This is a genomic window from Aestuariibacter sp. GS-14, assembly GCF_006494365.1.
GTDB lineage: Bacteria > Pseudomonadota > Gammaproteobacteria > Enterobacterales > Alteromonadaceae > Alteromonas > Alteromonas mangrovi.
Genome location: NZ_VHIP01000016.1, coordinates 71,582 through 92,855, shown reverse-complemented (window position 1 = coordinate 92,855; position 21,274 = coordinate 71,582). Strand labels below are relative to the sequence as shown.

Annotated in this window: 21 protein-coding genes; 11 read left to right on the top strand and 10 right to left on the bottom strand. The window is 48.0% G+C overall.

The features are described from left to right. Window positions 1-99 precede the first annotated feature (99 nt). The 4 genes from FJ444_RS18865 to FJ444_RS21440 all read left to right on the top strand — a co-directional run bounded on the left by FJ444_RS18865 (window position 100) and on the right by FJ444_RS21440 (window position 2,954). A complete protein-coding gene (locus FJ444_RS18865; RefSeq protein WP_140961055.1) occupies window positions 100-675 on the top strand; it encodes an RNA polymerase sigma factor in 576 nt (191 codons plus the stop codon). Beyond that, on the top strand, window positions 662-1,168 hold the full coding sequence (locus FJ444_RS18860) for a hypothetical protein (RefSeq protein WP_140961053.1): 507 nt from the start codon (window positions 662-664) through the stop codon (window positions 1,166-1,168). Before FJ444_RS18865 ends, FJ444_RS18860 begins: the two co-directional genes overlap by 14 nt. A 15-nt stretch (window positions 1,169-1,183) precedes the next feature. Continuing rightward, entirely contained in the window at window positions 1,184-2,158 is a 975-nt protein-coding gene (locus FJ444_RS18855; RefSeq protein ID WP_140961051.1) for a DUF4097 family beta strand repeat-containing protein, read from the top strand. Between the two features lie 646 nt (window positions 2,159-2,804). Continuing rightward, entirely contained in the window at window positions 2,805-2,954 is a 150-nt protein-coding gene (locus FJ444_RS21440; protein ID WP_181405233.1) for a hypothetical protein, read from the top strand. A 420-nt stretch (window positions 2,955-3,374) separates the two neighbouring features. On the opposite strand, the gene FJ444_RS18850 is transcribed toward FJ444_RS21440, so the two are convergent. Continuing rightward, the gene (locus FJ444_RS18850) at window positions 3,375-4,595 is read right to left on the bottom strand and encodes a hypothetical protein (RefSeq protein WP_140961049.1); all 1,221 of its coding nucleotides are present in this window, start codon (window positions 4,593-4,595) and stop codon (window positions 3,375-3,377) included. Window positions 4,596-4,810: 215 nt separating this feature from the next. On the opposite strand from FJ444_RS18850, the gene dnaB reads away from it, so the two are divergent. Next, complete coding sequence (gene dnaB / locus FJ444_RS18845) at window positions 4,811-6,199, top strand: replicative DNA helicase (RefSeq protein ID WP_140961047.1); 1,389 nt, start codon at window positions 4,811-4,813, stop codon at window positions 6,197-6,199. A 24-nt stretch (window positions 6,200-6,223) separates the two neighbouring features. On the opposite strand, the gene FJ444_RS18840 is transcribed toward dnaB, so the two are convergent. From FJ444_RS18840 to rsd, 7 genes are all read right to left on the bottom strand, one after another. Continuing rightward, window positions 6,224-8,230 (bottom strand): methyl-accepting chemotaxis protein, encoded by a 2,007-nt coding sequence (locus FJ444_RS18840; protein ID WP_140961045.1) that lies wholly within the window; start codon window positions 8,228-8,230, stop codon window positions 6,224-6,226. Window positions 8,231-8,241: 11 nt separating this feature from the next. Further along, a complete protein-coding gene (locus tag FJ444_RS18835) occupies window positions 8,242-9,324 on the bottom strand; it encodes a carbohydrate porin (protein ID WP_140961043.1) in 1,083 nt (360 codons plus the stop codon). Between the two features lie 195 nt (window positions 9,325-9,519). Further along, window positions 9,520-10,731, bottom strand: coding sequence for an OmpA family protein (locus FJ444_RS18830; RefSeq protein WP_140961041.1), 1,212 nt, complete (start codon window positions 10,729-10,731; stop codon window positions 9,520-9,522). 89 nt (window positions 10,732-10,820) lie between these two features. Beyond that, complete coding sequence (locus FJ444_RS18825) at window positions 10,821-11,252, bottom strand: secondary thiamine-phosphate synthase enzyme YjbQ (protein ID WP_140961039.1); 432 nt, start codon at window positions 11,250-11,252, stop codon at window positions 10,821-10,823. After that, window positions 11,242-11,706: a chemotaxis protein CheX gene (locus FJ444_RS18820; protein ID WP_140961037.1), complete on the bottom strand. Its 465-nt coding sequence runs from the start codon at window positions 11,704-11,706 to the stop codon at window positions 11,242-11,244. The genes FJ444_RS18825 and FJ444_RS18820 overlap by 11 nt, the downstream gene beginning before the upstream one ends. Beyond that, on the bottom strand, window positions 11,696-12,169 hold the full coding sequence (locus FJ444_RS18815) for a transcriptional repressor (protein WP_140961035.1): 474 nt from the start codon (window positions 12,167-12,169) through the stop codon (window positions 11,696-11,698). Before FJ444_RS18815 ends, FJ444_RS18820 begins: the two co-directional genes overlap by 11 nt. Before the next feature lie 71 nt (window positions 12,170-12,240). Beyond that, on the bottom strand, window positions 12,241-12,705 hold the full coding sequence (gene rsd / locus FJ444_RS18810) for a sigma D regulator (protein WP_140961033.1): 465 nt from the start codon (window positions 12,703-12,705) through the stop codon (window positions 12,241-12,243). A gap of 217 nt (window positions 12,706-12,922) precedes the next feature. Between rsd and nudC the strand changes: the two genes are divergently transcribed. Then, window positions 12,923-13,747, top strand: a complete 825-nt coding sequence (gene nudC, locus FJ444_RS18805) for an NAD(+) diphosphatase (RefSeq protein ID WP_140961032.1) — start codon at window positions 12,923-12,925, stop codon at window positions 13,745-13,747. A gap of 35 nt (window positions 13,748-13,782) precedes the next feature. Here the strand turns inward: nudC and FJ444_RS18800 are convergent, their stop codons facing one another. Beyond that, on the bottom strand, window positions 13,783-14,247 hold the full coding sequence (locus FJ444_RS18800; RefSeq protein ID WP_140961030.1) for an Lrp/AsnC family transcriptional regulator: 465 nt from the start codon (window positions 14,245-14,247) through the stop codon (window positions 13,783-13,785). A gap of 141 nt (window positions 14,248-14,388) precedes the next feature. On the opposite strand from FJ444_RS18800, the gene FJ444_RS18795 reads away from it, so the two are divergent. The 3 genes from FJ444_RS18795 (at window position 14,389) to hemE (ending at window position 18,013) form a co-directional block, all read left to right on the top strand. Further along, the gene (locus FJ444_RS18795) at window positions 14,389-15,549 is read left to right on the top strand and encodes a monodechloroaminopyrrolnitrin synthase PrnB family protein (protein WP_140961028.1); all 1,161 of its coding nucleotides are present in this window, start codon (window positions 14,389-14,391) and stop codon (window positions 15,547-15,549) included. Between the two features lie 3 nt (window positions 15,550-15,552). Continuing rightward, window positions 15,553-16,665, top strand: coding sequence for an aminotransferase class V-fold PLP-dependent enzyme (locus FJ444_RS18790; RefSeq protein WP_140961026.1), 1,113 nt, complete (start codon window positions 15,553-15,555; stop codon window positions 16,663-16,665). 256 nt (window positions 16,666-16,921) lie between these two features. Then, window positions 16,922-18,013 carry a uroporphyrinogen decarboxylase gene (gene hemE / locus FJ444_RS18785; protein ID WP_140961023.1) on the top strand — a complete coding sequence of 364 codons (1,092 nt, stop codon included), beginning with the start codon at window positions 16,922-16,924 and terminating at the stop codon, window positions 18,011-18,013. A gap of 33 nt (window positions 18,014-18,046) precedes the next feature. On the opposite strand, the gene queG is transcribed toward hemE, so the two are convergent. Next, window positions 18,047-19,192 (bottom strand): tRNA epoxyqueuosine(34) reductase QueG, encoded by a 1,146-nt coding sequence (gene queG / locus FJ444_RS18780; RefSeq protein WP_140961021.1) that lies wholly within the window; start codon window positions 19,190-19,192, stop codon window positions 18,047-18,049. A gap of 6 nt (window positions 19,193-19,198) precedes the next feature. On the opposite strand from queG, the gene FJ444_RS18775 reads away from it, so the two are divergent. Next, the gene (locus FJ444_RS18775) at window positions 19,199-20,698 is read left to right on the top strand and encodes an NAD(P)H-hydrate dehydratase (RefSeq protein WP_140961018.1); all 1,500 of its coding nucleotides are present in this window, start codon (window positions 19,199-19,201) and stop codon (window positions 20,696-20,698) included. A 41-nt stretch (window positions 20,699-20,739) separates the two neighbouring features. Then, window positions 20,740-21,222, top strand: coding sequence for a tRNA (adenosine(37)-N6)-threonylcarbamoyltransferase complex ATPase subunit type 1 TsaE (gene tsaE, locus FJ444_RS18770; RefSeq protein ID WP_140961015.1), 483 nt, complete (start codon window positions 20,740-20,742; stop codon window positions 21,220-21,222). The last annotated feature ends 52 nt before the right edge of the window (window positions 21,223-21,274 follow it).

The following is a 21,274-nucleotide window of genomic DNA, read 5'->3' as shown; positions in this document are numbered from 1 at the left end:
GTTTTTTTTTAATTTTTTTCATGTCCTTTAAACCTTCGCTAAAAGCGTTGCGACTAATGCCCTGTAACAACAAAAAATAACGAAAGAGAGCCCAATGACATGACAGTCGGCCAGGGAAATGTAGTGGATGCTACCGATGCATTTGCTCAACAACAATTACAGCAGCACTTGCAGGCAGCCATACAGGGAAATGTGCAGGCGTATCAGCACATTTATCAAAAGTATGTGGGTCAGGTATACGCATTGAGTTTACGTCTTACCGGCGATGCGGCACTGGCAGAAGATGCTACCCAGGAAGTGTTTGTGCAGGTATGGCAAAAACTGGAAAACTTTTCGCACAAAAGCCAGTTTTCTACCTGGCTGCACAGCGTAACGGCTAACGTAACGATATCTTACATGCGCAAGCAACGGGGTTGGTTTCACCGTATGTTTGGCCTGGAAAGTGCCAACGAACAACAGATTACAGCGAGCGAGTCGTTAGACTTATCGCAACTCGATAAATGTATTTTGAAATTGCCCGAGCGGGCCCGGCAGGTGTTTGTGCTGCACGCTATCGAAGGCTACCGGCACGAAGACATTGCCGACATGCTGAATATGGCAGCAGGCACCAGTAAAGCGCAGTTTCATCGGGCAAGACAGTTATTACAGGAGTGGTTAGGTGATGACGACCAATAAATCACAAGACAGCTTACAACAACAGCTACAGTCGCTCCCCAACAGCGTACAGCCAAATCGCGACTTATGGCAGGGGATTGAACTGGCGATTACTGAACAACCGTCAATCGCAGGTAAATCAAAGCCCCGGTCCTGGATGTATGGTGCAGTAGCAGCCAGTATTTTAGTCCCTGCTGTGGCTGTGTGGCTCAGTATGTCGGATTTATCTGGCCCCGCGGTAACGGGCCTGGATAGCGCGGCAGTAATAGCGCAACTGAGTGAACAATACGAGAGTCAGAAATCGTCATTGCTGGTGACTTACCAGGATAAACCCGCACTAACGGATAACTGGCAGGCTCAGTTAACCGAGCTGGAAGACGCAGCAGCAGCCATTAAATCGGCGCTGAAGCACGACCCGAACAACGTAGCACTGCTTCGCATGCTACAAACTGTGTATCAACAACAAATTGACCTGATTGAGCGAGTGCACGCGCCCAAATGGCAACAAATTTAAATGTGAGGAACGATCATGAATATTACGTTTAATACCTCTTTGCTACGCCGTATAGGTGTAGGTGCAATCGTACTGGCATCATCAGGTATGGCCTCGGCACAACAAACAATCGATCAGACACTGGATACCAACAGTTCGCCAACGGTTGAAATGGAGCATGTGTACGGCAAAGCTGAAATTAAAACCTGGGACAAAAATCAGGTGAGCATCAGCGGTAAACTGGGCTCGCTAACCGAAGAGTTTACCTTTGAAACCAGGGGCAATACGGTGGTGATTGATGTAGAAGTGAAGAACAACCACTATCGCTGGGAAGACAAAGAGGACGCCAAGGATGACCTGGTCGTATATGTGCCGGTAAACAGTAAAGTGTCGTATGAAACCGTTAACGCCAATGTAAAAGTAAGTGGAGTACAAGGCGGAACGTCAGTCGAAGTGGTGAACGGCAATATCTTTCTGGAAGACGTTGCCCGCCGGGTCATTGTGGAGTCGGTGAATGGTAACATTGAGTTGGTAAAGGTATCGGGTAGCGTTGAAATTGAGTCGGTTAACGGCGATATGGAAGTACAGCACGTAAGCGAAGACAGCTTAACGGTGACTAGCGTAAATGGCGAAATCGACCTGCAAAGTAACAGTAAAGTGATTTCACTGGAAACCGTGAATGGTAATTCCAAGCTGATGCTAGGCAATGTGAGCGAACTGAATATGACGTCGGTAAACGGGAATGCCAAAGTAGACATGAAACTTGCCAAAGGCGGCGAAGTGGAAGTGGATTCAGTAGGCGGGCGTATTGAGCTTTCATTCCAGCCTGACGTGTCGGCCCGTTTCGAGGTAGAAGCACACGCCGGCGGGAAGATCATCAATAACCTGAATGACACCGAAGTGAAAAAGTCGAAATACGGCCCAGGCCGCTGGATTGATTTCACCATGGGTAGCGGTGAAGGTAAGGTGAGAGTGTCTACCGTAAATGGCCGCATCACGCTGGATAAGTAAACCTACATTGCCTTTTTCATTCATCCCTGACTCGCCAAGCGATGTCAGGGATTTTCCTAAAAAAGCAGGCGCACTGCAAAAAACTAATTCCGTTATCACTGAATCGCAAAGCGATGTCAGGGATCTCCCTAAAAAGGCTGGCTCACTATAAATAACCTAATTCCGTCATCCCTGAATCGCAAAGCGATATCAGGGATCTCCCTAAAATGGCTGGCTAACTAAAATGAACCACTGTCGGTCATCCCTGAATCGGGAAGCGATATCAGGGATCTGCCTATAACCACAGCGTTTCGGAACGTTGTTGTTGGAATTTGTTAGTGAATAGTTACAGATTAAATTACAAGTAGTTTTCTATCTGTGGATTGAAGCGCTTCTTTCAAAAAATAAAATGGGTACGGTGGGAAGCGTTAGTGTTTTATAATGGCTAATTTTCAAATTTATGTTTTGTAAGTATTTTTTATGTTTTTCTGAGTGTGATTGCGAATGTTTTTGGTCAAGGCTGAAGTTAAAACTCCAATCATTTTTCAAAAAAATGATTAGTATTCGCTAGTTTTTTTGGGTTTTTTGTAATGATTGTTGTATGTTTTCATGTAGAATTACATTTTTATTCGTACCCTTAATCTTAAACAAAACGCGGTGAATACTTATGTCACAACAAGATAGCAGTGCTCTGAACACTTCATATGATGATAACGCAGTACAGGATCGTTCGATTGTTGAGGAATTAGCCGATGCAAAGCAAGAAATTCGCGATCTTAAAATGAAGATCATGTGGATGGAACGTCACTACGAATAATGCGCTTTTGCTGGCTTGTTTCGGCAAATAATTAACCTACAACGCAGTGACGTTTAAACAGACAACCTGTTTTCGTTTTGTACTGAATCGTTAACAATACGGTTTGTTGTATGTGAGTGCCGCTCTGTACCTTCGGTAACTCTTGTCTCTCGCCGTTAAAGCGAGAGTATTGGTTACGCAAACACCGAATTAAAAACAGATGAACCTGGTGCACTTATCGCGGAATGCTCCCGGTAGTTGTACCAGGTTTTGTTAGCAACTGCGCCTTAATATTGTCATGCTATTCGGGATGGGGTTCCTCAACCTGTCTATCACCTTCTGAACACACTATCCACCGTAAAATCAATAAGCCAGATGAACCTGGATCATTATTGGGGTAAGACTAAAAGTCCATCAACAGCGCTGGTAAAGCAGGCTGCGCTATTTTACTAACACAAACTTCTGTACCCGTCGCCCAGTGGACACTTCCGACGTATACAAGTTGCCCTGGCTATCGCTAACGACACTGTGAAGCCAGGTAAATTGCCCAGCGTAACGGCCATTACGGCCAATGCTGCCCAGTACTTCGTAAGTGTCGTGCCACAAAACCCAAATGCGGCCATTCATCATATCTGCAACATACAGGTATTTATTGTCAGGCGAAAAAGCTACATCGGTGGCGGTGCCCAGGCCCATGGTTTCGCCCGAAATCACTAGGTCGCGAACAAAGGTCAGGTCGCCATTATTGTCGTCTTTAAATATTTGCAGGCGATTGTTACGACGGTCGCAAACGTATATTCGACCATCGGGAGACTTGGTTACACAATGTACTATGTCGCCAAAGTTCGGAGCGGCCAAATTAATGTCTTCAGCACCTGCCGTTGCTTGTGACACATCAAAGTCGCCATCGCGCGTACCGCCACCCGGTGCGGTGCCATAAGCTCCCCACAATCTGGAGAATTCATTGCTGTGGGTATCGAAGCCGATGATACGTTTGTTGATGTAGCCATCGGCGATGATCACTTCACCGGTGTGGGTATCGTGGTGAATGTCTGCCGGGTTGCCTAATGCCGACTCACTCACATTGCCATCAGTACGCTCCCGCTCGCCAAACTGACGAATGAACTTCCCGTCTGACGTAAAGTTTAATACCACGTGATCGCCTTTGCCGTTACCTCCCACCCAAACGGTATTGTGATCATCCACGTACAATCCGTGCACTGTTTGTGGCCATTGATTAACGCCATTTATCGACGGAGCGATAGATTCTCCTCCCCAGCTCTTGAGCACGTTGCCTTGAGGGGAGAGCTGCAAAACATGTGGCGCCGCTTCACAGCACAAACCGGTTTTGGGCGATTGCTCTAAGGCCAGATCCAGTTGGCTTAACGAATTGGGGCGATGCAAAAGCCACACGTTGTCTTGTTTATCTACGGCTAATCCGGGTACCTGTCCAATCAACCAGGTGTCGGGCAAGGTCGGCCAGGCCGCATCTACTTTAAAAGCAGGCATAGGGCGTGATGCACCCGGTTCGGGGTAACTTTCTATGTCTACCAGTGAGGCGGCTTGAGTGCACAACGCTGCACTGCTGGTTATGGCAACGGCCATGAGTTGGTTCATTTTACGTTTTATCGGCGTGCTAAAAGCATCGAATATTGCTGTCATAAGGGCTCCGATAGGTTATTCGCTGATGATGGTGGCGATACGTGATTGCTTTTTATTCGGATTATTATGCTGGCAGTATTATCGATGTGTTCAAGCTAATTAGAGACGGGTAACGTAAAGATACGGTCAATGCATTGATTACATCCCGATGCTGCATTGTGGTTCGAAATATCGCATAATACCGATTTGGTGCATTAATCAGGTAGTCAGGTAGCGTGAAAGCCGTTTCTTCCAGTTCCGACAAAAGCGTTGAAAAGCTTAAAATCCCACCGCACAGCATTGAAGCTGAACAGGCGGTATTGGGAAGTATGCTTATCGACCCGGAAACCTGGGACAAAGTAACGGAACTGGTAACCGACACCGAGTTTTATAACCGCTCACACCAAATCATTTTTAAAGCGATTTTGGGCTTGCTGGCCAACAACAACCCGGTAGATTTGATCACCGTGTCTGAGGCGCTGGAAAAAAATGATCAACTCGACGATGCCGGCGGCTTCGCTTACTTGGGTGAACTTGCCCGCAACACTCCCAGCTCAGCAAACGTTACCGCTTATGCCAAAATTATTCGTGAACGTGCAATTACCCGCGAATTAATTGGTGTAGCGAATGAAATTGCCGAGGTAGGTTATAACCCGGAAGGGCGCAACAGTGCAGATATTCTGGATATGGCCGAGAGCAAGGTGTTTGAAATTGCCGAACGCCGAACCGGTGAATCAGAAGGTCCGCAAAGCATAGAATCGGTGCTGGGGAAAACCATTGACCGGCTAGAAGCACTGATCAAAACCGATAAAGAAGTGACTGGTGTTACAACCGGATTTCAGGATTTAGATAAGAAAACCAGCGGTTTACAGGGTTCTGACCTCATTATTGTGGCGGCACGTCCGTCAATGGGTAAAACCACGTTTGCAATGAACCTGTGTGAAAACGCCATGTTGGCAGAAGATAAGCCGGTATTGGTGTTCAGTTTGGAGATGCCCTCTGAACAGATCATGATGCGTATGCTGGCATCGCTTAGCCGGGTGGATCAAACCAAAATTCGTACTGCCCGATTAGACGACGAAGACTGGGCGCGTATTTCAAATACCATGGCGATGCTCAAAGAGAAAGACAATCTGTACGTAGATGACTCTTCCGGTCTGACACCTATGGATGTGCGGAGCCGGGCGCGTAAACTCGCTCGTGAGCGCGGTGGTCTAAGTATGATCATGGTGGATTACTTGCAATTAATGCGTGTTCCATCGCTGTCTGACAATCGTACGTTGGAAATTGCGGAAATTTCACGCTCACTGAAAGCGTTGGCAAAAGAACTGAATATACCGGTGGTTGCACTATCGCAGCTAAACCGGAGTCTTGAACAACGGGCAGACAAACGCCCCGTTAACTCCGACTTGCGTGAATCAGGCTCTATCGAGCAGGATGCCGACTTGATCATGTTTATTTACCGTGATGAGGTATATCACGAGAACAGCGAATATAAAGGCATCGCCGAAATCATTATTGGTAAGCAACGTAACGGTCCAATTGGTACCTGCCGTTTAACCTTCCAGGGGCAGTTTTCGAGGTTCGATAATTACGCAGGCCCGGCGTTTGATGATGAGTATTAAACCGCCTGAACAGTCGGTTTATTCCTAAACCTTAAACTGAGCCAATTCGGAGTCCAATTCATCGCTGCTTTTGTTCAGTTGTAAAACGTGATTCTGGGTTTGCTTTGCATCAGCGTTGGACTGTTGAGCGAGATCAGCGATCGATTGTACCTTCAAAGACACGTCTGAAATTGTAATGGTTTGCTGCTCTGTAGCGGCGGATATCTGATTGATCATCATGGTGAGATCGTCCATTTGCGCACGAATTTCCGTTAGTGACTCACCTGCTTCTCCCGAACGTATCTTGCCTTTGCTCACTTCATCTACACAACTTTCCATAAGCTCGAAACAGCGCTGCGTTTGATCCTGAATGGCTTTAATGACTTCGCCAATTTCGCTGGTAGAAGAATCGGTTTTTTGCGCCAGAGTACGCACTTCGTCAGCGACCACGGCAAATCCTCGTCCTTGCTCGCCAGCACGTGCTGCTTCAATGGCGGCATTAAGAGCCAGCAAATTGGTTTGGGCAGAAATGGCCGTGATCACAGACACAATCTCACCAATTTTATCGGCCTGATCTTTCAGCGATGCGATGGATTCAGAGCTGGCACTTACCCTATCTGTAATAGCCTGCATACTGGAAATGGTATCCTGAACCCTGCGTTGCCCGCTTTGTGCCAACGTACTGGCTTTCTCAGCATTCTGCGCAGCGTTCACACAGTTGTTGGCAATTTCAGCTGATACCTGCGACATTTGTTCGCTGGCTACCGCCACTTCATCTGCCTGGGACGCAGTTTGCTGAGCGCTGGTGGTAATGGTTATTGCGCTTTTGCCGGTATCAGTTACCAATACCCGAATAGCACTCCCACTGTGTTTGATGCGTTTTATCATCACTTGTAAACGTTCTATAAATTCATCTACATAACTCGATAAATCGCCAATCTCATCATTTCGGTGAAGCGCAGTCCGCTTAGTTAGATCGCCATCGCCTGTGGCAATATTGTGAATGCGGTAAGCAATTGAGCGGATTGGTCTGACTACGGCTTTACGTGTCATGATGGTCAGTAAGCCTGCCATTGCCAAACCCGCAATAAATGCAATACTCATAAGCAGAAATACAAACGACACCGTTCCGGCACTTGCCTCAACCTGGCTTTCCACCATACTGTCGCCGGCTTCTTCTACTTCTTCGAGCATGGCAAGCAACGCTTTGGTTGTTGATTGATAGCGTTCGTTAGTTGTGGTGTATGTGATGTATTGCGAGATTAATCTGTCCCGTTGCTCATCAAAATCATTCATTAGCGTTTGCAGTGCCTGAGCCTGACTCATTCCCGGCACAATAGAGGAACGGCCGTTAAAGCTATTGGTGCCAAGCATACTGCCCATCGCGCCATGGGTGAAGTCGGCTGCCTCAGCAATTTCTGTGCGAATACTCTGGGCAGATTCACCACGCAGGAGTCTTTCTAAAAAATACAACTGCTGAAGTAACCCTATGGTGGTTTCCATGCCGCCATCGGCCGCTTCCCATTTTTCGCGAAGTCCGGTATCCCAACTGATGCGCGTACCAGGGTTATTTTCCAACTCTTCTACGGCGGCGTCGCCTTTTTCTTCCAATTCTTCCAGCAGTGCAACTAATTCAGCGGTAGTGTCCCGAAATGCGCTTAGCAGATTCGAAAATTCGGTATACTGGCTTTTTAGCGTATTGCCTTGTTGTTCCCATTCTTTGCGCTGTACCCGCAGTGCTTCAAGCTTGCGTGAATTTACAATGCCGGCGTTTTCCAGGCGCTGGTGCGCTTCAGACGCGGCATCCCGGGACGCGTTTAATTCGTTGTCATCAATCGGTTTGCCTGCCAGCATACGTTCGATCATGCGGATCTGTTGCTGTAGTTCTATGGTAGTTTCCATTGCGCCGTCGGCAGCATCCCAGGCCGGGCCTACCAGATATTCCAGTGTATTGCTGAGGCGGTTAATGCCATAAAAGGCGGTCGTAGCAATAAGTACAACGGTAAGTACCATCAAACTTAAACCCAATGTCGCTTTTTTGGATAGGGTCATCTCATTGCTCCTTAGAAGACAGACGCGTCTATGCGCAAGGTCAATACCCAGGCATTGTTAATGGTTGTGTCACCCGATGGATGTTGAATAATCTGAAGGTCGGGTTGCAGCGTAAAGTGCTCGCTGAAAGGAATTTGCCAGTAGATTTCCAGAGCAGTTTCCCATCCTGAATCCGGTAACAATTGTTCACTGAATCGAACCGCTGTAATGCCGATCCCGGCCTGATGACCATCGTTTGAAAAAACGTCTTCAAATGCCAGCCCGGTGCCCAGGTGAAGGTCAATTTCACTGACGTCTCCACTCGTGTATCCCGCTTGAATGAAGTGGCTTACCTTTGAGCTGTTTAGCCAGTTTAGTGTCGGCATGGCGTTGTCAAAAATGGCGTAAATACCATCACTATGCTCGGCCAGTAAGGTGTCTTCTTCAGAGACAACCGGGTTAGAGTCTCTCCAGTAGCCGGTTTTTATCTGTATGTCAGAGGTTAACTGAAACTGAAGTTCTGTGATGTAAAACTGTTCGTCGAAGTTTGTTGCAGACTCGGCCGCATAAACGCCACCCAGCCAGGTTATTGATTCGGTTATGGCCATACCACCGTTCAAACTTAGTGCTGGCGTGGGGTAGGTGGGCAGCATGAAAATGGTGGGGCTAAATCCCATTGATGAGTTAATAAAGCCCCCGCCGTGCTCTGTGAAGGCGAATTCACCGTTTGCGTCGTGCTTGCCAAGCCTAATAAATCCCGAGTCGGTGCTAAAGGCATAGTAAAGCTCGTAAATCCTCGCGAAATTGGCTTCGTCGATATTTGAGTATGCTTGCGCGTCACCCGTGTCAGCCGAACCATCTTTGCCTCGTTGAATTTGAATGCTGGCAAACAGGGTGTGGTTGTTCAGCGTTGCTTCAATACCGCTGTCTATGAGAATCCTACTGGTGAAACCTTCATCCAGACCGCCGCTGAATACCTGCGAGTTATCGTTAGTAAAGCCGCCATAACTGCTCCATTGAATGGCTTCGTCCCCCTTTACATATGAGCAAGGACTCACCAACAACAGACAGGCTATTAAATAACGGCTGTTTCCGAACAACATAGGCTTAGCCATACAAAGTTAAGACACCATTGAATGTAGTCAACAGATGGTATAAGCGCAAATGAGCGGAGCAAAAGGGAGTAGGAATCGACAAGGGGGGCAGTTAACGTGATTCCCGGTTACCGAATATCGGCTTTCCATTGTACCTGAAATAAAAACGCCCGCATGATGCGGGCGTCTGGACGGTTTACTAAGTTAGTTTAGTGATTATTTCTTCGGTACAGAAATGGTTTCACTTACTTTAACTTCGATACGACGGTTAATGTGATGCGCTTCTTTCGTGTTAGCTGTGTCTAACAAGCGTTCTTCGCCGTAACCTACTGAGCTCAGGCGAGCCATATCGATACCGTATTCTTTTACCAATACCGCTTTTAATGCGTTGGCGCGACGTAACGACAAATCTTTGTTGTATGCATCGGCACCTGGTGCAGAAGAGTGGCCTTCAATAACGGCTTTAGTTTTACCGTAACGACTCAGGAATTGTGCTAATTCAACAATTTGTGGGTCACGGGTATCTTCAATTACGGCGCTGTTGTTAGCAAACAGAATGCGTACTTCAATTGACACTTGTTCGTCAGTGAAAATGGTACATCCGTTAGGGTGTACTTCATCCCCTGCTGGTGTGTTTGGACACATGTCTTTGCTGTCTACTACGCCGTCGTTATCGGAATCTGGCTCAATTGCACAGCCTTTGCCGTCAACTTCGGTACCGGCTGGTGTATTAGGACACTGATCCTTGCTGTTAATTACGCCATCACCGTCTTTGTCGGCGTCACAACCCATTTCGTCAACAGGTGAACCCATTGGCGTGCCTGGGCAGCGATCCAAACTGTCTACAACGCCATCTTTGTCAGAATCAGCTGGCGCGGCCACTACTGGTGCAGGTGCATTGTACGTCGACTGAGTTGCAGCACCAAAGGTGTAAGACAAACCAAGCTTCGCACTTACGTCGTAATAGCTTTCGCTGAAATCGCGGTAAGCAGCCAGTTCAGTAATCACTTTAAATTTGTCGGAAACAGCCCATTGTTTACCTAAGCCGTAGCCCAGCATTTGATAGTTGTCGTCTAAATTTTCGTAATAAAGACCACCAAATACGTAGAAAAGGTCGTCATTAAAGAAGTACATGGCGTCCACACCTAACAGTGGACCGCTTTCGCCGTTACCACCGTTTGCGCCATCTAAATCCAGATAAGAGGCAGAAATACGTGCTGCCCAGTTTTCGTCGAAACGGAAACCAGCTTCGGCACCAATGCCAAAGCCATCGTCAATTTGTGCAGCTGGCTGAGGCTTTCCAGCGTCAGTGCTGTAATACATGCCATAACCACCTACCCAGTTGTCAGGCTTTGTCTCTTGCGCCATAACGGGAGTAGCCACTAAGCCTGCGGCAATCAGAGCGAGAGTGATAGTAGTTTTTTTCATTGTTGACTTCCTGTGTTGCAATAATGTGTGTCCTGAGTACTATGCGAAAGCTGTGCCAGCATAGTACTTTAGGCTTTTAACAGAAATAATTACTGGCCTTGTAAGGTCGCAATAATTGAGCGTGGGCCCGCTTGGTCGCGGTGTTCTCCAAGGGTGATACCTTGCCAGGTACCGAGTGCAAGCTTACCACGTTGAACCGGTATGGTTAACTGGCAGCCCAGTAAACTGCTTTTGATATGAGCGGGCATGTCATCCGGCCCTTCATAGGTGTGAGTAAAATAGGTTGAGTTTTCTTTAACTGTATGATTAAAAAAAGATTCCAGGTCTCTTCTTACCGACGGATCCGCGTTCTCATTAATGGTTAAACTGGCACTTGTGTGTTGCAACATCAAGTGTAATAAACCCACTTCGAAGTGTTTTATTTGAGGTAGTGCGGAAGTGATTTCATCTGTGATTAAATGAAAGCCCCTGGCGTAGGGGCGAAGGGTAATTTTTTCACAGTACCAGGAATTATTTATCAAAACAGATTTCCAGGTAGGCTTTTCCAAGTTCATGATTAAATGGCAGGATTATCTTTGGGCCATCTACCTGATGGCTGATAGAGTGTTGCTTTCCGGATACAACCACGGGGGTAGCCATACCAAACTCAAACCCTTTCTCTGCCAAATCGCGTTTGGCGCTGCCGCAAATCATGTTGGTGACTTCTCCTACAAGATCTGCAACTTCCGCATCAATGGTCTTGGGCGCTTCACCTACCATTTTCAGCATGATGTCGAGAATGAGCTTTTCTTCAAAGGTAATCGACATGGAACCTTTAACATTTGGGCCTACCATGCCAATCAGTCCCGACACATCGCCCGACGCAACATCAGAATTTTTGCGTTTGGGTTTGCCTGGAGACAGTGTGGTTTGTGCCATGGTTTCCAGAACATTGAGTAATCCCGCTATAAAAGGGTTTACAAACTCAGCATTCATTGTGTTCTTCTCCCAGCGCCAACGACTCGCTTTCCTGGCAGTCGGCGCAAAGTCCGTGAGCTTCTATAGTTTGCTTGGAAATTTTAAATCCATGCTGTTTAGCCTGATTGTCGAGTGTTTCTTTCAGACCTTCAGATTGTATCTCAGAGACGTCACCACAACTGTCGCAAATAAGAAACTGCACCGGGTGGTGACATCCAAAATGATAGCAGGCAACAAACGCGTTGGTAGATTCAAGTCGATGAATCAACCCAAAGTCGAGTAAAAAGTCCAGCGCACGGTACACAGTTGCCGGTTTGGCGCTGGATTCGGTTTCTTTTAAACTGTCTAACAATTCATAAGCACCCATAGGACCGTGTTTGTCGAGCATGAGTTCATAGACTTTTTCCCGCAGCGGGGTAAATCGGGCGCCGCGCTGTTCGCAGTAGGCCCTGGCTTTATTAACTATTGTTGCGTTCTTCATGCGTTGTTATGTTCTTACTTCAGTGTATACCCGGTCTACTTTACAGATAATAACTTATTGATTCTAGGTAATTACTCAGTTACAGGTGTTTGCACCAGTCCATGCATATGCTGAATCAGCTCGTCTTCCAGTTCAAACCGCTCTACCAGCGCTTCGCCCAGGGCAGCAACAGACTTTTCAAACTTTGCTGCAAGATCCGGATGAAAGTCATCAGCATAGCTGTCGTTGAAGTCTAATGCCAAATCCGTAGTGGCCGCTATTAACGGGTAAATACGTTGCTTGAGCGCTAAACCATCAGCGTTATCGCTTACCAGCATTTCATATACTTCAAAATGACCTGCAGAGAGATAATCCATAAGCAGTGTGCAAAACTCGCTTACCTCACTGGCGTCGGGCAGCGCATCGCGCCGCTGATAGTTTACGCCAGCCAGTTCGCAATACTGAATAAGTAGCTGTTTTCTACCAAGCAGCCACCCATCAATGGTTTTGTTTGCGCCACCCCAGCGTTGCTTGGCTACTTCTACCTGTTTTAACATCCAACAATACCCTGGCTGTATTACCCTTTTAATTGAGTATAACACCGCCTCACAGACGTACAAATCACAGACACTAATATTTACCAATTCATAGCGTTGACACAAATATAGCGCTAAATCAGCAAGCAATCTTCATTATTGATTGTTATTACTGCTGCGCTTACTGAGAGCGCTGCGTTATACTCTTGGCCTTAACAGTTATGACGGGAAGTGAAACGTGCTGGAGTTAACAACAAGCATTGCCGGGCAAGCCGGGTTATGGCTGATTGTCAGCCGGGATCAGATTATTGTACCGGCAGGCGAAGCCACTATGCCATTGTTATCCTGGCAATCGTTACACTTCATTCATCACTATAAAGATCAGGTTAAGCAGTTAAATGCCGCTGACTTACCACTCGAGGTGCCGCTGTACGTTGTTGATGTGGGCGCAGAGCAAATTGATGAGCCTGGCTGGGAAACTATTTCATTCAGACAGCTGTTAGTAAGCGAAAGCCGCATTGCTTATGAAGCGTTGGCCAGAGCCTGGCAGTACATTCACTTTTTGCGTACTCACCGTTTTTGTGGGCAGTGTGGATCGCCTACCCAGGCGATTGACTGGGAAATGGCTGTGCAGTGCAGAGGGTGTGGCCATCGCTGTTACCCAAGAGTATCGCCTTGTACTATTGTGGCTATTTACCGCGGTAAAGAAATTTTACTGGCAAGAAGCGTGCGTCACCGGCATTCCGATATGTTTTCAATCATCGCTGGCTTCGTAGAGAGTGGTGAAAGCGTTGAGCAGGCAACCCATCGCGAGATTCTGGAAGAGGTGGGCGTGAAGGTGAAAAACCTTGAATATTATGGCAGTCAGGCCTGGCCGTTTCCGCATTCATTAATGATGGGGTATTTTGCTGAATACGACAGCGGCGACATCGCCATTGATGAAAAGGAAATTATTGAGGCTGACTGGTATCACATCGACAACCTGCCAACCACGCCGCCAACGCTGTCTATCGCCGGTAAAATGGTTAACAGCCTGGTAGAGCGACTCAGAGCCCAGGATTAACGATACAGAGACGGGCAGTAACGCGCTGCATTATGCTAGAGCGGCAACTGCCTGCGACTTTTAACCTGATTGAGTACAATGGTGGTATCCACCTTGGATACTGCCTCAATACTGCCCAGCTTCTCCTTTATAAAGCGGTCGTAGCTGGCAAGGTTTCGGGTAGCTACACTCAGCATGTAATCATGCCCCCCGGTTACCACAAAGCACTCCTGCACTTCGTTCAGCTCCACTACCGCCCGCTCAAACTGCGCTGCATTCTCTTTTGAGTTGCGCTGAAGTTGCACAAACACAAACGCAGAAATTTCAATGCCCACTAACGAACGGTTGATTTCGGCTGTGTAGTGGTCAATCACACCGGCCTCCTCCAGCCTTTTAACCCGACGTAAGCAGGGCGTGGGTGACAGGTGTATCTTTTCTGCCAGTTCAGCATTGGTCATGCGGCCGTCATCTTGCAGGGCACGCAATATTGCGATATCGGTTTTGTCCAGGGTAATTGACATAAAATGCTCTATAACTGCTTTTTGGTAAATTTAACTGCTAATTTAATGGTTAATAATAGATGTATCTGGCCTAAATGACCATATTGTCTCAGCTATACTAGATGCAATATTTGCCAGCATAAACAATCTCGAGGCACTAGCATGAGTACTCCATTGGTGGATGATTTTGATCACTGGATCCGCAGCCGGTTTGTTGATATCAACACGGAGTTGGAGCAGCGGTATTTTGCGCAAACCCGCAAAGAAGAGGTCAGCGCAACCGGCGACGAACTCAAAGCCGCCTTGCTTGCAGAAAGTGGTGAATTCATCAGGCTATTACTGAGTGAAGGCAATACCGACGAGGGCTTTGACAGCGGATTCGATTTACTGGGGAACGTGGGTTTTGTAATGGCTGCGTGCCGCAGACACGAAATAAACGAGCAGCACCCTACGTTAAAGAATGCGTCGGCACTGGCTATGCAACTGGGCGCGTCGCTTGGGGTGGTACCGCGTTTTGCATCAGCACACCTGGAAACCCACAATCGCGCCATTAACGGCAAATACAAAACCTTTACCCATCTCGAAGACGAAAAAATCTTTCTGGATTACAACACCCGCGGCGTATTTGGGTTTGTGCGAGCATCTGAAGCGTTGCTGCATACCCTGCCGTTAGGTATCTCGCATCCGGTTACCCTTGATTTACTGAATGTCGCTAAGTTTGCGCTGGAACAGGTAGTTGAAAATAACACGGCGTTGTTTAACGAACTGGATGTCGACCGTTTCTTTTATAGTGTGCGTCCTTATTACAAAACCCACAAAGTAGGGCGTCACGAGTACCGCGGGGCTAATGCCGGGGATTTTGCTGGCATTAACGTTATCGACTTACTGCTAGGCCTGTGCCGTGGCGATGATCCGTATTATTCGCAATTGCTGGTGGATAAATTTTTGTTCATGCGTCCGGAAGAGCAGTTGATTCTGCGGGATTGCATGCGCCGGACCAGCCTGATGGATGCGTTTCTATCAGCCTCCGATGAAGAGCGCAGTGCAAGTTGGTTCAAGGTACATCTGCAAGCCTTCTTGGCGGTGTGTGAGGCACACGGTGAAACCGCCCGTCAGCATCATTCCCAACTGATATCCCGGTTTATCGAGAGCCCGGCGGCGAAATACGAATTAACTGAACGTCAGGATATGACAGCCAGCGGGCCGCCACTCGACGTATTGCTGGCTGCTTTACAAAAACTGCATGATTTACGTACCGCTGCACCGCGCACAGACATTCCCAGCCGGTATAAAGACGTACAAACCTTAAGGAGCTATCTGTAATCTATGAGTATTCAGCAATTATTTACCCAAAAAGATGGCATCTACTTATTAAATCATTCAGTGGGTTGTATGCCAGCCAATACACGGGATGTGGCAGAATCGCAGTTTTTCGACGCCTGGGAAATGGGCACGCCGGATCCGTGGGCCCGCTGGTTTCCGGTTTTTTCCCGGTTTCAGCAAAGCCTGGCAAATCTGTTTAATTCAGATCCGAATTTGTTTTGCCCACAGCAAAATGTGTCGAGCGGGCTGAGTAAATTACTCAGCGCGTTCCCTCACGCCAGTAAAAACAAGGGCCGCAATGTTATTCTGATAACCGAAAATGACTTTCCGTCGATTGGCTTTGTGATGCAGCAGGCAAAGCACTATGGCTATGAAATCCAGTTTATAAAAGATGAAGAAAACGTACTGGATATCGAGATCTGGAAACAGCATCTAACCGACCAGGTTTACGCGGTACTCATTACTCACGGCCACTACAATTCAGGTAAGCTGGTGCCAGTAAGAGACGTTATCAGTATTGCTCGTCAGCAAGGGGTAATGAGCATTGTTGATATCGCACAAACTGCTGGTGTGATCCCTATCGATTTTGCGCAGTGGCAGCCCGATGTTGTAGCAGGATCGTGCGTAAAATGGCTTTGCGGCGGCCCCGGTGCAGGATTTTTGTGGGTAAATAATCATGTACTGCATCAGCTTGAACCTGTTGATGTAGGCTGGTTCTCTCACAAGAATCCATTTGAATTTGATATCCATAATTTTGAATATGCCGACAACGCGCTACGTTTTTGGGGCGGTACGCCGTCTGTGTTGCCGTATGCCATTGCCAGCAACAGCATTGAGCAAATGCATTCTATTGGAGTGCAAGTCGTGCGCGAGCACAATATTAGGCTAGGCAGACAACTTATTGATGCTTTGCCGGCATCCTGGTTGGTGTCGCCCAATGATGATCAATTTCGCACCGGTACGCTGGTTGTTACCCCCCCAAATCGACAAGAGGTTGAAGCGCGATTAACGGCGTTGAATGTGCATTTTGATGTACGCAAGCGCGGTTTCCGTTTGTCTGCGCACATTTACAATACCCCTGAGCAAATTGAACAGGTAATAGCGGCGATGCGTTAATCGCCGTTATGATGCAATTAATGAAGGGATACTTGCAGGCAATAAAAAACCCCGCCGAAGCGAGGTCAGTATGGTTTAGCGTGGGCCCGTAGTCGAGCTTCTTCGATTTGTGAATGGAATGTTAACTGCGTATTTGACATAAATCAAGTAAATTCTTTCAATCACGTTCATCGATTTCATTTTTACCCATGAAAACGGAATTCTTGCTATACTCGCCGCCAATTTCAGTATCCATATTTAGTACTTGGGGATAAGCATGGCAGATTCGAGCGGCACAGTTGAACGCCCAGCCTTAAAAAACGACCGTTACCTTCGCGCATTATTAAAACAACCGGTAGACATGACGCCGGTGTGGATGATGCGTCAGGCTGGCCGTTATTTACCAGAATATAAAGCCACACGCGCTGAAGCCGGTGACTTTATGTCGCTGTGTAAAAATGCTGAGTTAGCCTGTGAAGTTACGCTACAGCCACTGCGCCGCTTTCCGCTGGACGCGGCTATCTTATTCTCAGACATTCTGACAATTCCGGATGCCATGGGGCTGGGTTTGTACTTTGAAGCTGGCGAAGGTCCGCGTTTTAACAAGCCAATTGAAAGCAAAGCCGATGTTGCGAAACTAGGTGTGCCTGATCCGGAAGGTGAGCTGCAATATGTAATGAATGCCGTGCGCACCATTCGACGCGAACTCAAAGGTGATGTGCCGTTAATCGGTTTTTCTGGTAGCCCTTGGACATTGGCAACCTACATGGTGGAAGGCGGCTCAAGTAAAGCCTTCACCAAAATCAAGAAAATGGCGTTCAGCGAGCCACAAACCCTGCATGCGTTGTTGTCTATTCTGGCCGATTCAGTTACCTCGTACCTGAATGCGCAAATTGCCGCAGGTGCCCAGTCAGTGATGATCTTTGATACCTGGGGTGGCGTGTTGTCTCCTCGTGATTACAAAGAATTCTCATTGCAGTACATGCACAAGATCGTTGATGGCCTGACACGCGAAAGCGAAGGTCGCAAAGTACCGGTTACGCTGTTTACTAAAAACGGTGGCATGTGGTTAGAAGCCATTGCCGCGACGGGATGTGATGCGGTGGGCCTGGATTGGACCATTGATATTGCCGATGCGAAAGCGCGTGTCGGTGATAAAGTTGCTCTGCAAGGTAATATGGATCCGTCGATGCTGTATGCGCCGCCTGCGCGTATCGAACAGGAAGTTGCCGATATTCTGGCTGGCTTCGGTGATGGCACTGGACACGTGTTTAACCTTGGCCATGGTATTCACCTCGATGTACCACCTGAGCATGCCGGTGTGTTTGTAGAAGCGGTTCATCGCCTGAGTCAGCCTTACCACAAGTAATGTAACCTGTGACGCCTGGTATTATACGTTGCATCAGGCGTCGCGTGGCAGCCCTTTCTCTATTGTTCGCACCAACCGGGTTATTTGGCGCGGTCTGGTAAGCATTTCTCCGGCTTTTTGTTGCTGTTGTTGTATCGCCCATTCAAGATGCGGTCGCAGCACATCGCAAGCACCGTATAGCGCCTCAGTTAGCAAAGTTACATAGCGTTCGTCATAGCCCGCGTTACCCATGGCAACACTGATATTGCGTCGCCACTTCGTGAACCCAATACGGCGAATGGGTGAGCCTTCGGTATTCGTTAAAAATGTGTGTTCATCCCAGCTAAATAGCGCAGCTAAACTTTGCCCGTGCAGTACCTTTCGAGGATGAAAATCAGCTTCTTCAGTTAGTGGCGCGTAGCGATTCCAGGGGCAAATAAGCTGGCAGTCATCACAGCCGTATATGCGGTTGCCCATGGGTTTGCGCAATGCTTCAGGGATCACGCCATCATACTCTATGGTTAAATATGATATACACCGTCGGGCGTCTACTACATAAGGCGCCACTATGGCCTGAGTGGGGCAAATGGTCAGGCAGGCTGTGCAGGTACCACAGTGCTCTTCTGTTGTAGGTTCGTCTACTGGCAAAGGCAGATTAATAAATAGCTCACCAAGAAAAAACCAGGAGCCAGCCTGTTTGTTGAGTGTAAGACTGTGTTTGCCAGTCCAGCCAATGCCGGCTTTTTCCGCAATCGCATGTTCCAGCACAGGTGCGGAATCCACGAATGGGCGAAACTGAGTATTAGCCAGCTCAGACTGAATTTTTTCACCCAGCCTTTTTAATTTATTGCGCAGCACTTTATGATAATCACGGCCAAGTGCATATCGGGATACGTAGCCAATATCCGGGTTGTTCAGGTGTTTAGCGAAGGACGCATCGGGTGGTAAATAATCCATGCGAACCGAAATAACCCGTACTGTACCGGGCACCAGTTCTGCGGGGCGCGCGCGTTTCATACCATGGCTGGCCATAAACGCCATGTCGCCGTGATACTGATTATCCAGCCACGATTGCAACGCAGCTTCATGCTGACTCAGATCAATATCGCTTATCCCAACCTGCTGAAAACCTAGCGCATTGGCCCAAGCCTTGATATCGTCTACCAACTTGTAAAGATCTATCGATTGTAACTCGGACATGTACACATGCTAGATACCCAACTCATCGACAGCTTACCATATAAACTTTATCGCGCCGACCAGGTCCGTGAAAATGAACGCACAGCGGCGGAAAAAGCCGGTGTTGACATGTTTACCTTAATGAAGCGCGCCGGTAAGGCGGTATTTCACCAATCGCAATTGTTACTGCCTAATACTGATGTGTATCTGGTATTAGTCGGGCAGGGGAATAACGCGGGCGATGGCTACATTGCGGCGATTCATGCCAAAAAGGCCGGAAAGCAGGTGTTGCTGTGTGCCATTGAACCGCATCGAATTCTGGAAGGGGATGCCGGTAAAGCACAGCAAAAGTGGCTGGATGCGGGCGGTAAAATTGAGCCGTTCAAAACCGACTATTTGCAAAAGTGCGGGCTGATCATCGATGCCCTGCTGGGCACCGGTATTAACAGTTACATACGTAATGAGTTTGCCGATGTGATTGACGCCGTAAATGGCTCCGGCAAGCCGGTGGTGAGTATTGATGTGCCCTCCGGGTTAGACGCCAACACCGGGCAGTCGCTCGGACGTTGTATTGAAGCCGATGTTACCGTTACCTTCGTGGGGATTAAGCCAGGTTTAACAACGGGGGCAGGTAAGCAGTCCTGCGGTACGTTGGTCTTCGATGATTTAGGGATTGGCAAACAGTTTGTCGAACTGGCGCGCTCATCGGGTTCCCTGCTGAATATTGAGCAATTTAAAGGCCTGGCACCTCGTGATGTGCACAGCCATAAAGGCACTTATGGCCGGTTGCTATGCATTGGCGGAAACCGGGGTACGGCGGGCGCAATCCGTCTGGCCGGCGAAGCGGCATTGCGCAGTGGCGCGGGGTTGGTAAAAGTGTTTTGTCATGAAGGCTCAACCGTGCAAGTGAGTGCCGGTCGTCCGGAATTAATGGTCACCTGTGATGATTTGCACGAAGCACTGAACTGGGCGTCATGCGTGGTAATTGGCCCAGGTTTAGGTCAGGACGATTGGGCTCTGGGTGCTTTTGAGTTGGCCATGAAGCACTGCCAGACTCATCCTAAACCCATGGTAATTGACGCCGACGCACTGAATTTACTCAGCAAGCATGCCATGTCGTATTCCATAACCGATTGCATTCTTACGCCCCACGCAGGTGAAGCCGCTCGCTTGCTTAATATGTCGGTAGATGAAGTGGAAGCCGATCGCTTTAACAGTGTAAAACAGTGTGCCCAGCGATTCCACGCAACTTGCGTATTGAAAGGCGCAGGTACCATTATTGATAACGAAACCAAAACCTGGGTTTGTCAGCATGGTAACCCTGGTATGGCCACTGCTGGCATGGGTGACGTATTAAGTGGTATTCTAGGTGCTTTGCTTGCTCAGGGATTGAGTAAAGATATCGCCACCAAATACGGCGTTTCTCTGCATGCCAAGGCCGGTGACGAGGTAGCGCGTTTGTATGGGCAGCGTGGCATGCTGGCCAGCGATTTGTTTGAAGCTGTGCGCGCGCTGATCAATCAGTAAAGGCATATGTTCGTGCCGATGAGAGGAAGATAAGCTAAACAATGACCACTGCACAAGGTGATTTTTATGCGGCAAGTGAAGATGATACGGCCAGGCTTGCTGCTGATTTGGCCATGGCCACAAAGTCGCAACTGGCTAAGGGTGTAATTATTTATCTTCAGGGCGATTTAGGCGCAGGTAAAACCACGTTTAGCCGGTATTTTATTCGTGCTTTTGGTCATTCAGGTAATGTTAAGAGTCCCACCTATACGCTGGTGGAGCCTTACGAATTAGGTGAGCTAACACTGTACCACTTTGATCTCTACCGATTGGCCGATCCAGAAGAACTGGAGTTTATGGGGATTCGCGATTACTTCGATACCAACCAAATCTGTTTGGTCGAGTGGCCTCAAAATGGGGGTCACTGCTTGGCACCAGCGGATTTAGTGATTAGTATAGAACCCAACGGTACTGGACGTCGGTTCAGTGTGAAAGCAGTGTCGAAAACAGGGCAAGCGATTTTGCAGCAGTGTAAACGCATTTAGTGCGGACCTGAACACTGAACAAAGAACGTACCCAATGAATGTATGGCCTGAT